This is a genomic window from Methyloversatilis sp. NSM2 (genome assembly GCF_038066675.1).
Taxonomy (GTDB): Bacteria; Pseudomonadota; Gammaproteobacteria; order Burkholderiales; family Rhodocyclaceae; genus Methyloversatilis; species Methyloversatilis discipulorum_A.
The window spans coordinates 97,705-113,480 of the sequence record NZ_JBBUKV010000005.1 but is presented as its reverse complement, the minus strand read 5'-3'; the positions used below and the strand labels follow the sequence as shown (position 1 = coordinate 113,480).

15 protein-coding genes are annotated in these 15,776 nt (G+C 65.2%); 7 read left to right on the top strand and 8 right to left on the bottom strand.

All coding sequences use genetic code 11. The annotated features are described in order from the left end of the window. Nucleotides 1–139 precede the first annotated feature (139 nt). Both WJU27_RS11310 and WJU27_RS11305 read left to right on the top strand, forming a co-directional pair. Nucleotides 140–595 carry a pilin gene (locus WJU27_RS11310; protein WP_341422175.1) on the top strand — a complete coding sequence of 152 codons (456 nt, stop codon included), beginning with the start codon at nt 140–142 and terminating at the stop codon, nt 593–595. Between the two features lie 98 nt (nt 596–693). Continuing rightward, nucleotides 694–2,001: an O-antigen ligase family protein gene (locus WJU27_RS11305; protein WP_341422174.1), complete on the top strand. Its 1,308-nt coding sequence runs from the start codon at nt 694–696 to the stop codon at nt 1,999–2,001. On the opposite strand, the gene WJU27_RS11300 is transcribed toward WJU27_RS11305, so the two are convergent. The 4 genes from WJU27_RS11300 to WJU27_RS11285 form a co-directional block, all read right to left on the bottom strand. Next, entirely contained in the window at nt 1,988–2,446 is a 459-nt protein-coding gene (locus WJU27_RS11300) for a SixA phosphatase family protein (protein WP_341422173.1), read from the bottom strand. The two genes, WJU27_RS11305 and WJU27_RS11300, sit on opposite strands and share 14 nt — an antisense overlap. 79 nt (nt 2,447–2,525) lie before the next feature. Next, nucleotides 2,526–4,016, bottom strand: coding sequence for a CYTH and CHAD domain-containing protein (locus tag WJU27_RS11295; RefSeq protein ID WP_341422172.1), 1,491 nt, complete (start codon nt 4,014–4,016; stop codon nt 2,526–2,528). 150 nt (nt 4,017–4,166) lie between these two features. Further along, entirely contained in the window at nt 4,167–4,670 is a 504-nt protein-coding gene (gene moaC / locus WJU27_RS11290) for a cyclic pyranopterin monophosphate synthase MoaC (RefSeq protein ID WP_341422171.1), read from the bottom strand. Further along, complete coding sequence (locus WJU27_RS11285; protein ID WP_020163598.1) at nt 4,667–5,137, bottom strand: response regulator; 471 nt, start codon at nt 5,135–5,137, stop codon at nt 4,667–4,669. Before WJU27_RS11285 ends, moaC begins: the two co-directional genes overlap by 4 nt. Nucleotides 5,138–5,345: 208 nt before the next feature. On the opposite strand from WJU27_RS11285, the gene WJU27_RS11280 reads away from it, so the two are divergent. From WJU27_RS11280 to WJU27_RS11270, 3 genes are all read left to right on the top strand, one after another. Next, entirely contained in the window at nt 5,346–6,800 is a 1,455-nt protein-coding gene (locus tag WJU27_RS11280; RefSeq protein ID WP_341422170.1) for a M48 family metalloprotease, read from the top strand. A gap of 101 nt (nt 6,801–6,901) precedes the next feature. Further along, entirely contained in the window at nt 6,902–7,129 is a 228-nt protein-coding gene (locus WJU27_RS11275; protein ID WP_019919427.1) for a sulfurtransferase TusA family protein, read from the top strand. 35 nt (nt 7,130–7,164) lie between these two features. Then, nucleotides 7,165–7,869, top strand: coding sequence for a glutathione S-transferase family protein (locus tag WJU27_RS11270; protein ID WP_341422169.1), 705 nt, complete (start codon nt 7,165–7,167; stop codon nt 7,867–7,869). 111 nt (nt 7,870–7,980) lie between these two features. Here WJU27_RS11270 and WJU27_RS11265 read toward each other — a convergent pair whose 3' ends face one another. The 4 genes from WJU27_RS11265 to WJU27_RS11250 are packed head-to-tail and all read right to left on the bottom strand — an operon-like array spanning nt 7,981 to nt 13,484. Next, complete coding sequence (locus tag WJU27_RS11265; RefSeq protein ID WP_341422168.1) at nt 7,981–10,923, bottom strand: valine--tRNA ligase; 2,943 nt, start codon at nt 10,921–10,923, stop codon at nt 7,981–7,983. Nucleotides 10,924–10,952: 29 nt separating this feature from the next. Further along, a complete protein-coding gene (locus WJU27_RS11260; protein ID WP_020163602.1) occupies nt 10,953–11,567 on the bottom strand; it encodes a hypothetical protein in 615 nt (204 codons plus the stop codon). Further along, nucleotides 11,564–11,983: a DNA polymerase III subunit chi gene (locus WJU27_RS11255; protein WP_020163603.1), complete on the bottom strand. Its 420-nt coding sequence runs from the start codon at nt 11,981–11,983 to the stop codon at nt 11,564–11,566. The genes WJU27_RS11260 and WJU27_RS11255 overlap by 4 nt, the downstream gene beginning before the upstream one ends. Nucleotides 11,984–11,990: 7 nt before the next feature. After that, nucleotides 11,991–13,484, bottom strand: a complete 1,494-nt coding sequence (locus tag WJU27_RS11250) for a leucyl aminopeptidase (RefSeq protein ID WP_341422167.1) — start codon at nt 13,482–13,484, stop codon at nt 11,991–11,993. Nucleotides 13,485–13,610: 126 nt separating this feature from the next. Between WJU27_RS11250 and lptF the strand changes: the two genes are divergently transcribed. Together lptF and lptG are read left to right on the top strand one after the other, a co-directional pair. Next, nucleotides 13,611–14,693, top strand: a complete 1,083-nt coding sequence (lptF, locus tag WJU27_RS11245; protein ID WP_020163605.1) for an LPS export ABC transporter permease LptF — start codon at nt 13,611–13,613, stop codon at nt 14,691–14,693. Nucleotides 14,694–14,696: 3 nt separating this feature from the next. Next, entirely contained in the window at nt 14,697–15,770 is a 1,074-nt protein-coding gene (lptG, locus tag WJU27_RS11240; RefSeq protein WP_020163606.1) for an LPS export ABC transporter permease LptG, read from the top strand. Nucleotides 15,771–15,776: the final 6 nt, after the last annotated feature.

Genomic DNA, 15,776 nt, shown 5'->3' with positions numbered 1-15,776 from the left:
TCGAACTGTGTCTCGGCGCCCGGAACAAAAAATCCTTGTGTTTCAGCGAACTGTAAAAAAGTGCTAAAGCTGGCACCCGCCTTGCTCGATATCACCCTGAGCGCAGTCGCGCCCGTTCCGTTCAATACAGGAGAGAGTGATGAAAAAGGTTCAGCAAGGTTTCACCCTGATCGAACTGATGATCGTGGTCGCGATCATCGGCATTCTGGCGGCGATCGCGATTCCGCAGTATCAGGATTACGTGACGCGGGCGCGTTGGGCCGACAACTATGCATCGGTTCAACCATTGAAGACGGCGATCGCTGAGTGCATGCAGACCAACGCTCAAGCGACCTTTCCTGCGACTGCGCCTTGCGACAGCATTGCCAATCTGGCTGGAGGAAGCTTCCTGCCGGCAGGATTTACCGGGGTTGGTGCTTCGGCGACCGCTGTTGATTGGAACGGCACCCGAATTCGTATTACCGGTAATGCACAAGCAGCGAGTTGTGCTGTTGACCTGACTGCTGGCGTGGGTGGTGGTGGTGCGAGTATCACCTGGAACGTCCGTGGAACCACGGCGGCTTGCGGTCGTAACCGTATTGGCGCGGGTACCTAAAAATCTACCGGTTTGAAGACACTAAAAAGCTCCCGCTGGTCGGGAGCTTTTTTTTGTTGTTCGCGCTTGGTATCTATGGCAGCGCGGAGTTGGCTGGCATGCCTGCGCATGACGGAGCGCGCCTATCTCAGTTGATGGTTCTTTTGTTGTCGGCACTCTTTTCGGGCACCGGTACGTGCTACGCCAAGGATCGACTAATTGTCACGACGGTCGCGATAGCGATGATCGTTGGTGTTTCGTCAGGACGCTGGGGCGCAATGGAGGCCGCGCATTTGTCCTCATTCTGGTGTCTGGCCGTTCTGTGGATGCGCAGATTGCGCGGCTATTCCGAGCGTCATTTAATGACATGCCTCATCGGATTATGTGCCGCTTACACATTGATAGTTTTGCCGCGCTGGTGCGCCCTTGTAATTGAAGGGCTGAATTTCCATGCCCGAGAGTTTTTCCCCGCTTTCTCCAACCAGCGCTTCTTCGGGCACTGGGTAACGCTTTCGTTGCCGCTACTCGTACTCGCACGCGATCGTCATCGCGCATGCCCGACGGTCGGCTTGATGCTCGGTCTGCTTGTTGCGTTTTGGATCGCCTTTGCGATCGCGTCCGGAACGCGAGGAACGTGGCTGGCGCTGGCTCTGATCACGTTCGCGCTTCCGTTTACCGGGACGGCGGGCAAGCAACTTGCCCGCGGCATGGTTATTGCCGCTTTGTGGGGTCTCTTTACCTACGCGTTGATGTTCTGGTGCATCCCGCTCCTGCTGTCCGGTGAGGCCTCCTTGGCGGGGCTGTCCCGCCTATCCGAAGGGACGTCATTGTCCTTGCGCGAGGTGATCTGGTCTGAAGCCTGGGCAGGAATTCGTGCGCATCCGCTAATTGGTTGGGGACCGATGATGTTTGCCACCTCCACCTCCGGCGTCGCGGCACATCCGCACAGCCTCTTTCTGCAACTGGCCTATGAATGGGGCGTGCCTGTGGCGCTGGGCGTGGTGTGGGCTTTCGTTTGGGCCGGATGGAGACAGCTCCAGCGTTGTCGCCGTGAGCACGATCCGCTCAGGACCGCATTGCTTGCGTCGATCTCGGCCGGCTTGCTCCATGCCCAGGTCGATGGCCTACTGGTGATGCCCTTCGGTCAAACGCTGTTCGCGCTGCTGTGCGCATGGCTCGGCTCCCTCGACGTACGCGACGTCTCTTCGGCGCCGGGATCGGGAATTGGGCAGAGGGCTTACGGTGTGCGGGTGCTCTTGATTGCGCTGGTCCTTACCCAGCTCTGCCTTAGCTGGCCGGAACTCCGGCGGCTGCAGACTTGGGAGGAAGAGACACGAGCGGCGAGCGGAGTGGGCATCTACCTTCCTCGCTATTGGCTACAAGGATTGATTCCGGCCGAGCCGCAACCCGTGTTCATGCGCCCGTGAGATCGGTCCCGAGGCACGCGCGTAATACAGTCTGCGTTTCGCCATCGCGGACGCGATTGCTGAGCCACCACACCGCGCCCTTCTTCACGGTCCACTCCGCCTCCTCCCCCGATAGCAACAACGCCGCCACCCGCCCCAGCGTCGGCTGATGCCCCACTACCAGCACCGCGCCGCTACCCGTCGGCCACTCGGTGGCGGCGATCAGGTCAGCGACCGACGCGTCGGTGCTCAGCAGCCGTGAGGTTTCGAAATCCAATTCCAGCGCTTGCGCGGTCTGTTGGCAGCGGGTGGCCGGGCTGACCAGGATGCGGGTGTTCTTCGGCAGGCGGGGTTTCAGCCAGGAGGCCATCTGCTTGGCCTGTTTCTCGCCGCGCGCGGACAGTTTGCGGCTGGCGTCCGGCACGGTGTCGAGCGCTTCGGCGTGACGCCACAGGATCAGTTCCATCGATGTCTCCTCGTGTTCTTGTCGGGCGCGCGCAGTGTGGTGAGGTGACGTGACGGATGCATGACACGGCGCCCCGGATTCAGCGCGGGCGAGGCATGCGCTCCAGGCGCTTGAGCAGCTTTGGCGCCTCATCGACGATTTTCCGGTAGCGCGGCATGTGGTGGGCGGCGATCTGAGCGACCGCAGCGAGCCGCGCCGGGTTGCTGCCGGCGGCGGCCAGCAGGCGCGGGCCGGCCTGGCTGAGATCGTTGATGAAGCCCAGTTGCTCCTGTGCGGCCGCCAGCGTTTCGAGCGCGCGCCGGGCGCGATTGGCATGCAGCAGCGGCAGGTTGAATTCGAGCGCGTAGCGCAGCCGCTTCACGTCGATGCGCAGTGCGTGCAGCGCGGCGATGTCGCCCGATTTGGCCAGACGGGCGGCGGCAACCATGCGGGTGTGGGCGCGCGCGAGGCGCTTTTTGGCGAGGGCGGCCAGCGTCGGCGCGTCCTGCCGTTCGTCGAGCCGGTGCAGCACGTCGAGCAGCGCGATCATCAGTCGAGCCTGCCGGCCGTCCTGCAAGGCACGGATGACGCGCTCGCGCACTTCGCTGCGAAGGGTATGCAGCGTGTGGGCGAGCTCGTTCAGCTCTGGCGTGGCTGTCGTGCCGAGCAGTGGCGCCACCAGTTCGGACTGCAGTACGTCGCGGTCGCGTAGCTCGCCCAGTTCGCCCGCCAGCGCACGCAGGTGCTGCGCAAGATCGTCGGCGCTGCCTTCCGGCAACGCGGGCGCGAACACACGCAGTGCGCTGCGCAGCCGGCGCAGCGCGACGCGCATCTGGTGGATGAATTCCGGCGCATCGCTGTGCAGCGCGCCGTGTTCGTTCGCCTGGTAGTGGGCGATGCAGTCCAGCGCGACAGCACGGAAAGCGTCGGCGGCGGAGCCTTCCGGGTCTATCGGCGAGCGGCCGGCGCGCACCGGTTCGAGCACCGCGCCGGTCATCAGGTCATAGCCACGTTGCGCTTTGCTGCGCGACTCGGCGCGCAGCGGCAGCGTTGCTGCGAGACGGGCCGCGAAATCGAGCAGGGTGTCGACCGGGGCTCCGGCCAGTTCGAGTTCCAGTTCGGAAATGGTTTCGCGCCGTTCGCCGGCGATGATGTGACCGCGATCGGCCATCAGCAGCAGTTCGCCGCCGCCAGCGCGAAAGCGCCATTCGCGCCGTTCGAAGGTGGTGTCGAACACGGTGACGAGCACGCCGCGGTCGCGCAGCGTTTCGAGTTCGGTCCGCAGCGCGGGGTCGTCGATGGCCGAGAAGTCGAAGTGCCCGCTGAAGGGCTGTTCCCATTCCGGGCGCGAGGACAGCCCTGCGCGCGATGCGCTGGCGCACTTCACCGTCTGCAGCCAGCGCCGCCCGGCGCGACGCAGGCGCAGCGCGACGCGCTGGCGCCGCAGTGCGAGATCGGGGGTGTCGAAATAGAGGTTGCGCAGCGTCTGCGTGTGCGGTGGCGCGATTGCTTCGCGCAGCAGCGGGTGGCGGGAGAATGCGCGCCAGCCGGCGTCGGCCATCGCCAGTTTGAGTTCGATTTCCTGGGCCATCGTTTCCGTGCCTGAGCGGGGTCCTGTGCCCGCGACCGGGCCGATGGTAGAACGAAAGCAGCTTTCTTCGTCACCTCGACCTGGCTGGCCGTCGATGTGCTGGCGAGTCCAGTCCTGTCTTGTTTCGAGAAGCGACTCCGCAGACCGGCTTCAGTCGGCCGTCCAGTGCCCCGACTTGCCGCCGGCCTTTTCCAGCAGACGGATGTCGCCGATGCGCATGCCGCGGTCGACCGCCTTGCACATATCGTAGATGGTGAGCAGTGCGACGCTGGTCGCGGTCAGCGCTTCCATCTCGACGCCGGTCTGGCCGGTGGTGCGGGCCGTGACTTCGCACAGCACCCGGCTCGTCGCCTCGTCAAGCGTGAACTCGACGCTCACCTTGGTCAGGGCGATCGGATGGCACAGCGGGATCAGATCGGAGGTGCGCTTCGATGACTGGATGCCGGCGATGCGCGCGACGCCGAGCACATCGCCCTTTTTTGCATTGCCGTCGCGCACCAGCGCGAAAGTGGCCGGCTGCATCGTGATCGAGCCGGCGGCACGCGCCACGCGCGCGGTGTGCGCCTTGTCGCCGACGTCGACCATGTGGGCTTGGCCCTGGGCGTCGAAATGGGTCAGCGGAGACTGCGGGGTCTGGGAGTCGTCGGCGCTCATCGTGTCATTGCGGACGGGTGGGGTGGGGGGATGTTCAGTTCGAGCCAGTAGCGGGCGAGCAGGGTCAGCGTTTCGGAAAAACTGACGAAATCGAGCGACTTGCGCACGAAGCTGTTGGCACCGAGTTGCGCGGCGGTGCGGATGTCGCGCTGCTGCGACGACGCGGACACCATGACCACCGGCAGCACATGCGTCTGCGGGTCGGCCCTCACCTGACGCAGAACCTCCAGCCCGTCGATGCGCGGCAGCGTCAGATCCAGCATCACCAGCGCCGGCTGGTAACGCGTGTCGCGTCCGACGAAGGCTCCGCGCCCGAACAGGTAGTCCAGCCCTTCCTCTCCGGAGGCGGCGATCTGGATCTGCTCGGTCGGCACGATGTTACGCAGTGCCGTGGTGATGAGCTTCACGTCTTCGGGTACATCTTCAATCAGCAGCAGGGCGTGCGAACCAACCGGAATCGACGACATCGGAGACGTAGGCGTTGAGTGGTGAGAGGACCGGCCAGGCCGGCTACCATGTCGGTCGTCGCGCAGCGCCGGCCGGACCTTCTGTGCTGCCGTTCTTGTTGCGCCGCCTCTGTTTGCGGGGCAGCGTCACACGCGGTAACGGATCGCTGACGAATGCTCACCTGCTGCCGAACGACCGTTCACGCCTGCCCGTTATCATAGCATCGCCATGAGTCACTTCCTGTCCTCCCGCCGGCTGCGCACGGCGGTCGCCGTGCTGCTCCTGCTGCCGCTTGCCGCGCCAGCCAATACGTTGCCCGATCTGGGCGACGTCGCCCAGGCTGATCTGCCGCCGTCGCTCGAACGTCGCATCGGCGAATCGCTGTGGCGCGACATGCGGGTGCGCGAGCGCAGCTACATCAACGATCCGGAGATCAACGGCTACCTGAACCAGCTGGCCGACCGACTGGTGTCCAAGTTGCCGGATTCGACACAGAGCTTCGAACTGTTCGCGCTGCGCGACCCGACGCTGAACGCCTTCGCCTGGCCCGGCGGCTTCATCGGCGCGCACACGGGCCTCATCGTCGCCGCGCAGAGCGAATCCGAACTGGCTTCGGTGATCGCGCACGAAATTTCGCACGTGACGCAGCGGCACATCGCACGGCTGTATTCCAAGCGTGGCGAAATGAGCGTCATCGCGATCGCTTCGCTGATCATCGCGGCGCTTGCCGCGCGCGGAAATTCGCAAGCGGCGCAGGCGGCACTGGTCGGTGGTCAGGCGGCGAACATCGCTACGCAACTTTCCTACACCCGCGACTTCGAACGCGAAGCTGACCGTATCGGCATCCAGATGCTGGACGGCGCCGGCTTCGACACGCGCGGCATGGCAGCCTTCTTCGAGCGCATGCAGCGCTCGGTGCGCTTCTACGAAGCGAATTCGCCGGCCTATTTGCGCACCCACCCGCTGACTACCGAGCGTATCGCCGACGCGGCTGCGCGCATCCAGCAGACCGCCTACCGCCAGGTGCCGGACAGCATCGATTTCCTGCTGGTGCGTGCCAAGCTGCGTGCCTACGATGGTGATGCGCGCGAGGCGATGGCCGAGTTCGAGAGCCGTCTGCGCGATGTCCAGGGCAACGCGCGCGTCGCCGCGCGCTTCGGTCTGGCGCACGCGGCACTGCGCTTGCGCGACTTCAAGCGCGCGCAGCAGGAACTCGATGGCTTGCGCGCCGACGGCTTTGCGTCGCCGATGCTCGACAACCTGGGCGGGCGCATCAGCCTGGACGCCGGCCGCCCGGCCGAGGCAGTCGAGCACTTCCGTGACGGACTGAGTCGATCCGCGCGTTCGCGCGCGCTGCTGTATGGACTGATCGAGGCGCTGCTGGCCGACAATCGTCCGGACGAGGCGCTGACGGTCGTCAATGGCGAGGTGTCCGTCACTACCCAGGACCCACAGCTCTACCAGTACCAGGCGCGGACCTATGCGCTGCTCGGCAAGCGCCTGGCGCAGCACCGTGCGCAGGCCGAGGCCTATGTGCTGAATGGGCAGTATCAGGCCGCCATCGAACAGCTCGAACTGGCCCAGCGCGCTGCCGACGGGGATTTCTACCAGCAGTCTGCGGTCGATGCGCGGCTGCGCGAACTGCGCGAGCGGCTCGCCGAGCAGCGGCGCGACGGCATGTAGGCGGCCAGGCGGATGACGACCGGGCGCCCGGACTCAAAGCCGTGGCGTTGATCACCGCCGCGACAGCGGGTATAAACGCCGCTCCAAGCACGGGGTGAAACATGGAATTCGACAAGGAACTGGATGCGCGTGGTCTGAACTGTCCGCTGCCCATCCTGCGTACCAAGAAAGCGCTTTCGGAACTGAGCAGCGGTCAGGTGCTGCGCGTGGTGGCGACCGATCCCGGCGCGGTGCGCGATTTCGAGGCCTTCGCTCGGCAGACGGGCAACACCCTGCTCGACAGCGGCGAAGCGAACAAGGAATTCTTCTTCCTGCTGCGACGCAAGTAATCCCAGCGGCCGGCGCCAGAACAACGGGGGAAAACATGATCCGTCTTTTCCAGTTTCCTCCGGCGATGGGCCTGCCCAATGCGAGCGGCTTCTGCCTCAAGCTTGAAACCTGGCTGCGCATGGCCGGGCTGCCCTACCAGAACGTCTACACGATGAATCTGGGCCAGGCGCCCAAGGGCAAGCTGCCGCACATCATCGACGACGACGGTACCGTGCTCGCGGACAGCGGGCTCATCATCGATCACCTGAAGCGGCGCCACGGTGTGGCGCTGGACGATCACCTCGATCGCAATCAGCGCGCACAATCGCTGATGCTCCAGCGTACGCTGGAAGAACATGCCTACTGGTGCGTGCTCCATTTCCGCTGGGCCGACGACCGTTACTGGCCGGCGACGCGCGACGCCTTTTTCGGCGGCATGGGGGCACCTTACAAGTGGTTCGTGCCGGCGCTCGCGCGCGGCGGCATGGTGAAGCAGGTGAAGGCGGCGGGCGTAGGCCGCCACACCGCCGACGAAATCACCGAGATGGGCATGCGCGACATCGACGCCGTCGCCACCGTGCTCGGCGACAAACCCTTCCTGTTCGGCCACCCCTCCAGCATCGACGCGACGGCCTACGGCATGCTGGCCAATGTCGTGTTCGTCGATGTGGACATCCCGTTCAAGCGGCTGATCGAGCGCGACTACCCGTCCATCGTGCGCTACTGCGAGCGGATGAGGCAGGTTTATTGGAGGGACTAGGGGGCAGGGGCCAGGGGTTAGGGACTAGGGACTAGGGACTAGAAAAGTTTCCGGGCGGCTTCGCCGCCCGCAATCCGCTAGCCCCAAATCCCTAGCCCCCAGCCCCTCGCGTCACACCAACCGCCCCAGCTGTTCTTCCAGCTTGACCAGCAGATCGCCGAAATCGGTGAGGCGCTTGCGCTCCTGATCGACCACGGCGGCGGGGGCGCGGCCGACGAAGCTCTCGTTGCCGAGCTTGGCTTCGCATTTCGCGATCTCGCCTTTGACGCGGGCGATCTCCTTGCCGACGCGCTCGCGCTCGGCAGCGACGTCGATCTCGATCTTCAGCATCAGGCGGAAATCGCCCACCACCTGCACCGGCGCTGGCGAATCCGGCAGCGCGTCACCCACCGCCTGCACCTCGCTGAGCTTGGCGAGCGCGGCAAGGTAGGGTGCATAGCCACGGATCGCCTCGGTCTTGCCGGCAGCCAGCAGCGGCACCTTGGTGGCGGGCGACACGCCCATCTCGCCACGCAGGCTGCGGCAGGCGTCGATCATGGTCTTCAGTTCCGCCACCCAGGCGTCGGCGGTCGCGTCGATGCGGCTCAGATTGGCCTGCGGGTAGCGCACCAGCTGGATCGACTCGCCTTCTTTGCGCTCGGCCAGCGGGGCCACCGTCTGCCACAGCTCTTCGGTGATGAAGGGAATCAGCGGGTGAGCCAGACGCAGCACCGTTTCGAGCACGCGCAGCAGGGTGCGGCGGGTGGCGCGCTGCTGGGCGGGTGTGCCGTTCTGGATCTGCACCTTGGCCAGTTCGAGGTACCAGTCGCAGTACTCGTCCCACACGAAGCGGTAGATGGCCTGCGCCACCAGGTCGAAACGGTAGTCGCCGAACTGTTTCTCGACTTCGGCTTCGACGCGCTGCAGTTCGCTGACGATCCACAGGTCGGGCGCCTGGAAGTGCAGCGGACCGTCCGGGCCGCAGTCGTCGTTGCACGGCGCCATGCCGCAGTCCTGGCCTTCGCAGTTCATCAGCACGAAGCGGGTGGCGTTCCACAGCTTGTTGCAGAAGTTGCGGTAGCCCTCACAGCGCTGCATGTCGAACTTGATGTCGCGGCCGGGGCTGGCGAGCGAGGCGAAGGTGAAGCGCAGCGCGTCGGTGCCGAAGGCGGGGATGCCGTCCGGAAACTCCTTGCGGGTGCGTTTCTCGATCTGTTCCGCCTGCTTCGGATTCATTAGGCCGGTGGTGCGCTTCTTCACCAGATCGTCGAGCGCGATGCCGTCGATCAGGTCGATCGGGTCCAGCACATTGCCCTTGGATTTCGACATCTTCTGGCCTTCCGCGTCGCGGATCAGGCCGTGCACATAGACGTCGCGGAACGGAATGCGGCCGGTGATGTGCGTGGTCATCATGACCATGCGCGCCACCCAGAAGAAGATGATGTCGAAGCCGGTCACCAGCACCGAGGAGGGCAGGTAGAGGTCGAGCGCCGGATTGCTTTTCTCCGGGTTGCCCGGCTCCCAGTCCGGTGTCCAGTCCAGCGTCGAGAAGGGCCACAGCGCCGACGAATACCAGGTGTCGAGCACGTCCTCGTCACGCTTGAGCAGCGGCAGGTTTTCCTTGATCGCGTAGTTGCGGCCGACCTCGGGCAGCGTGTCGCCGGACATTTCGCGCGCCATCGCGGTGGCGACGGCGAGGCGCTTCAGGTCGGGGTTCGATTGCGCGAGGTGCTCGAAATACTTCTGATAGGCCTCGGCTTCGGAGTGCGCGACGAACACATTGCCCTGATCGTCGTACCAGGCCGGAATCTGGTGGCCCCACCACAGCTGGCGCGAAATGCACCAGTCCTGGATGTTGTTCAGCCACTGGTTGTAGGTGTTCACCCAGTTTTCCGGGTGGAAGCGGATTTCGCCGCTCGCCACCACGTCGAGCGCCTTCTGCGTGATGCTCTTGCCGTCCGGACCGGGCTTGCTCATCGCGACGAACCACTGGTCGGTCAGCATGGGCTCGATCACGGCATTCGTGCGGTCACCACGCGGCACCTTGAGCGTGTGCTTGTCGGTCTTTTCCAGCAGGCCCGAGGCTTCCAGGTCGGCGACGATGGCTTTGCGTGCGGCGAAGCGGTCGAGACCGCGGTATTTTTTCGGCGCGTTGTCGTTGATCTTCGCATCCAGCGTCAGGATGGAAATCATGGTCAGACCGTGACGCTGGCCGACCGCGTAGTCGTTGAAATCGTGCGCCGGGGTCACCTTGACCACGCCGGTGCCGAATTCGCGATCGACGTAGCTGTCGGCGATGACCGGAATCTCCCGGTCGGTCAGCGGCAGCTTCACCGTCTTGCCGATCAGCGCGCTGTAGCGCTCGTCCTCCGGATGCACCATGACCGCGACGTCGCCGAGCATGGTTTCCGGGCGGGTGGTGGCGACGGTCAGATGACCGGAACCATCGGCCAGCGGATAGCGGATGTGCCACAGCGAACCGGCTTCCTCTTCCTGCACCACTTCAAGGTCGGACACAGCGGTGCCCAGAACCGGGTCCCAGTTCACCAGGCGCTTGCCGCGATAGATCAGGCCCTCTTCATGCAGACGGACGAAGGTTTCGGTGACGATCTTCGACAGGCCTTCGTCCATCGTGAAGCGCTCGCGCGTCCAGTCGGGCGAGGTGCCGAGGCGGCGCATCTGGCGGGTGATGGTGGAACCGGAGTACTCCTTCCATTCCCACACCTTCTTCACGAACTCCTCGCGGCCGAGGTCGTGGCGTGAGATGCCCAGGGCGTCGAGTTGGCGCTCGACCACGATCTGCGTGGCGATGCCCGCGTGGTCGGTGCCCGGCTGCCACAACGTGTTGTCGCCGCGCATGCGGTGATAGCGCGTCAGCGCATCCATCAGGGTCTGGTTGAAGCCATGACCCATGTGCAGCGTGCCGGTGACGTTCGGCGGCGGCAGCAGGATGCAGAAGTTGGGCTTGTTCGGGGTGTCGGTGTCCAGGCCGGCAGCGAAATAGCCGCGCGATTCCCACTCGGGGTACCAGCGGCGTTCGATGTCGGCCGGTTCGAAGCTCTTGGCCAGCGTCATGACGGGTCTGCGTGGATGCAAACCCGCGATTATAGGGGCTGGTCGGGCTGGTCCGATGGTTCGACCGTGGCGTTGAGCACGGCCTGACTGCGGTTTTCGATGTCGGCGGCGATGGATTCGCGCAGATCGAGTACTGCCTGTTCGCGGATGCGGGCTGTTGCATTCTCCAGTGCGGCGCCCAGCGCCGCCTCGAACGCCACCTGCATCTCGATGCTGACCAGCGCCGGCAGCGTGGTCGTGCACCAGTCGTCGATGCGGCTCTGGATCAGCGCGGGCAGGTCGGAAAACTGCTGCGACAGTGCGTCAGACGTGGTCTGCTGCAGACGCTCCCGGACTTCGATGCCGACCGCGCGCGCAACCTCGCCGGTCACGCGTTCCGTCACGTCGGCGGTGACGCGTTCGGTCACTTCCACGGTGACCCGCTCGGTGACTTCGGCCGTCACTCGCTCCGTGACCTCCGCGGTCACCGCCGCGGTGATTTCGGCGCTGCGGTCCTCGGGTTCCGGCACCAGGGTGTCGAGATCGACTTCCTCTGTCAGCAGCGGGATGCCGTCGTCCACCACGGCCGGGGCGACCCGGCCGGCAACGAAGGTGCGGCTGCGCCGCATCAGCGAATCGGCTCGGCCGATCAGATCGTCGCTCATGCTTCAGCCTTTCGTGTCTGCATGTCGAATCCGCCCTGCCGGTAGCGCACGTAGCGCGTGCGCGCCGCGTCGCGGTCGGCGGGGTCCTGACTGACGATCTCGACGATGTGCGCGCGCTGCTCGAAACCGGCCGGCACGTCGTGCGCCATATTGAGCAGTACGGCATCGGCCGGGGCCGACGCCGGATCGCGGCCGATGCGCACCGGCGTCGCGTCGCTCAGCGGGTGGCCGTCGCGCACATGCGGAATGAAGGCCAGCGGCTCGAACACCCACAACATCTGGTCGAGCCGCGCGGCCAGCGCGTCGTTGTCGCAATGTATCCACACGCGACGCCCCGCGGCGTGCCACTGCGCCACCAGCGCGCAGGCGTGGCGCAGCTTGTCGGGCGCGTCGTGGTGGAATTCGGCGACCGCCATGCGTGCCTCAGAGCTTGCCGGCGCGTTCGAGCAGGAAGTGGGTCAGCAGCGGTACCGGACGACCGGTGCCGCCCTTTTCCTTGCCGCTCTTCCACGCGGTACCGGCGATGTCCAGGTGCGCCCACTTGAACTTCTTCGCGAAACGGGCAAGGAAGCAGGCGGCGGTGATCGACCCGGCGGGGCGGCCACCGATATTGCCCATGTCGGCGAAGTTGCTCTTCAGCTGATCCTGGTAATCCTCCCAGATCGGCAGGCGCCAGGCGCGGTCCCAAGAGGTCTGGCCGGCGGCCAGCAGTTCGTCGGCCAGCGCGTCGTCGTTGGCCATCAGGCCGCTGGTGACGTGGCCCAGCGCAATGATGCAGGCACCGGTCAGCGTCGCGATATCGATTACGCAGGCGGGCTCGTAACGCTCGGCGTAGGTCAGCGCATCGCACAGGATGAGCCGGCCTTCGGCGTCGGTGTTCAGGATTTCTATGGTCTGGCCGGACATCGACTTGACCACGTCACCGGGCCGCGTGGCTGCGCCGCCCGGCATGTTCTCGGTGGTCGGGATGAGGCCGATCACGTTCAGCGGCAGCTTCATCGCGGCCAGCGCCTGGAAGGTGCCAAGCACGCTGGCGGCGCCGCACATGTCGTACTTCATCTCGTCCATGCCTTCGCCCGGCTTCAGCGAAATGCCGCCGGTGTCGAAGGTGATGCCCTTGCCGACCAGCACGATGGGCGCCTCGTTCTTCTTGCCGGCGCGGTACTCCATCGCGATGAACTTGGGCGGCTGGCGCGAGCCGGCAGCGACCGACAGGAAGGAACCCATGCCCAGCTTCTGAATGTCGGCGCGGTCGAGCACGGTGACGGCGATATCCGACTTCTTGCCAAGTTCGAGTGCCTGTTCGGCGAGATAGGTCGGCGTGCAGACGTTGGGCGGCAGGTTGCCGAGCGTCTTCGCGAGCGCCATGCCGTGACCGATCGCTTCGCCCTGTGCAAGCGCGTCGGCGGCGGCAGACGCCGCGGTTTTCTTCGGCAGCGTGAAGCCGAGCGCGGCCAGTGCGCGCGACTCGTCCTTCTTGTTGCGGGCGTGGGTGTCGTAGCGGTACAGCACGTCGAGTGCGACGATGGCGGCCTGACGCAATGCGCCGGCTGTGCCGACCTTGCGCGGGGCGACTTCGGCCAGCGTGCTCACTGCGTCGCTGGCGCCGGTGTCGCGCAGCGCACGCACGCTGGCGGCAACCGCGTCGCGGTATTCCTTGAGACCGAATTCCTTTTCCTTGCCGAGGCCGACCAGCAGCACGCGTTCGGCAGCGATGCCCGGCAGCTTGTGCAGCAGCAGCGTGGTGCCGGACTTGCCGTCCATGTCGCCGCTGCCGAGGATGTCGGCGATGCGGCCCTTGCTGGCGGCGTCGAGCGCCGCGGCTGCCGCGCCCGGTTTGCGCGACTCGAACACACCCACGACCAGGGCGCCGGTGCGCAGTTTCTCGGGGCTGCCGCTCTTTATGCTAAATTCCACCCGCTTCTCCTCTATCAGTTCGCGCTGCTTCAGGTCGCCCGATTATCGGCGTGAAGCCGCGCGCGAGTCAAAAAAGAACGGCCTGACGCGCCTTTGCGCGAAGGCGTTCCGCACGGAGCCCCAGGCTTGATCTTCCAGCGCGCCGCCCTGCGCGAATTCGCCAGTACTGCTTTGACGGTGTTCGTCGCCCTGTTCGCGATCGTGCTGTCCACTCAGCTCGTGCGCCTGCTCGGACAGGCGGCGGGCGGGAAAGTGGCATCGGAAGCGGTGATGGCGCTGCTCGGCTTCGGCGCGCTGCGCTATCTGGGCGTGATCCTGTCGCTGACGCTGTTCATATCGGTGCTGCTGGCGATGTCCCGCAGCTGGCGGGATTCGGAAATGGTGGTGTGGTTCGCGACCGGTCTGCCCCTGTCCGCCTGGGTGCGGCCAGTGCTGCTGTTCGCGTTGCCCATGGTGATCGCGGTCGGGGTGCTGTCGCTGTACCTGGCGCCGTGGTCGCAGGTGAAGAGCGCCGAATTCCGCACCCGCATGAGTAACCGCGACGACGTGGCGCAGATGTCGCCCGGCAGCTTCCGCGAGTCGTCGCAGGCCAACCGGGTGTTCTTCGTCGAGAGCGGCGACGGCACCGACGGCGCGGTCAAGAACATCTTCGTCAGCACGACCGACAAGGGCAAGGTCGGCGTCATCGTCGCCGGTGACGGCTACACGCAGACCATGGAATCCGGCGACCGCTTCGTCGTGCTGCTGAACGGACGCCGCTACGAGGGTGAGCCGGGCAGCCCGGAGTACCGCGTGATGGAATTCGAACGCTACGCGGTGCGGATCGAAACGAAGGAGGCGCAGGGTGTCGAGTCGCGCCCCTACCTGCTGACGGTCGAGGAACTGCTGGCCGATCCGACCGCGCCGAACATGGGTGAGCTGGCTTTCCGCATCGGGCTGCCGATCGCGGCGCTGAATCTTGCCTTGCTTGCCATCCCGCTGTCTTTCGTCAATCCGCGCGCCGGGCGCGCCAACAATCTGCTGATGGCGCTGCTGATCTATCTCGTCTATTCGAATCTGCTGAGCATCACCCAGGCCTGGGTGTCGCAGGGCAAGCTGTCCTTCGGTGGCGTGTTGTGGACACTGCACGGCGGCATGTTCCTGCTGCTGGCCGGCATGTTCGCCTGGCGCATGTACGGCCACCTTCCGCGCACCTGGCTGGGCCGCTGATCGATGCTGATCCACGAACGCTACATCCGCCGCGAAGTCGCCCTGGCCACACTGCTGGTGCTGGCGGCCTTTCTCGGGCTGTTCGGTTTCTTCGACCTGATCAACGAGCTCGATAACCTGGGGCGCGGCAACTACGGCCTGCAGCACGCGGTGATGTATACCGTGCTGACCATGCCCGGTCGCGTGTACGAAACGCTGCCGATCGCGGTGCTGATCGGCGCGCTGTACTCATTGACCACGCTGTCGCGCCATTCGGAAATCACCGTGCTGCGTGCGTCGGGGATGTCGACCGGCCGCATCCTGCGTCTGCTTGCACGCATCGGCCTGCCCTTCGTGCTGCTCACCTTCGTCACTGGCGAATTCATCGCGCCACCGGCCGAGCGGGCGGCGCAGGAACTGAAGCTGTCGGCCCGTTCGCAGCTGCTCACCGGCGAGTTCCGCAGCGGCTTCTGGGTCAAGGACGGCCACGATTTCGTCAATATCGGCAGCGTCACGCCCGAGGGGGTGCTGCGCAAGATCCGCATTTTCGAGTTCAACGACAGCCGGGAACTGCTGTCCGTCCTGGAGGCGGCAAGCGGCGGCTACCAGGCGCCTGCCGGATGGGTGCTCACCGACGTCACCCGCACGGACTTCTCGGAGAACGGCGCCAAGGTGAGCAAGTCGGACACACTGGTGTGGGATTCCGATCTCAGTCCGGATGTGATGAGCGTGATGCTGGTGGTGCCCGAGCGGATGTCGGCGTGGAAGCTGTGGCACTACATCCGGCACCTGTCGGACAACAGACAGGAGACCGGCCGCTACGAAATCGCGCTGTGGAAGAAATTCAGCTATCCGCTTGCCTGCTTCGTCATGCTGGCGCTCGCGCTGCCATTCGCCTACATGCACAACCGCAATGCAGCGGTCAGCATCAAGGTGTTCACCGGCGTGATGATAGGCGTGCTGTTCCACATGCTGAACGGCCTGTTCTCGAACCTCGGCGCGATCAACTCGTGGCCGCCTTATGCGGCGGCACTGACGCCCGGCTTCCTCTTCGTGTTCGCCGCGGCGGCCATGCTGTGGTGGGAGGACCGCCGTTGAGCGCTC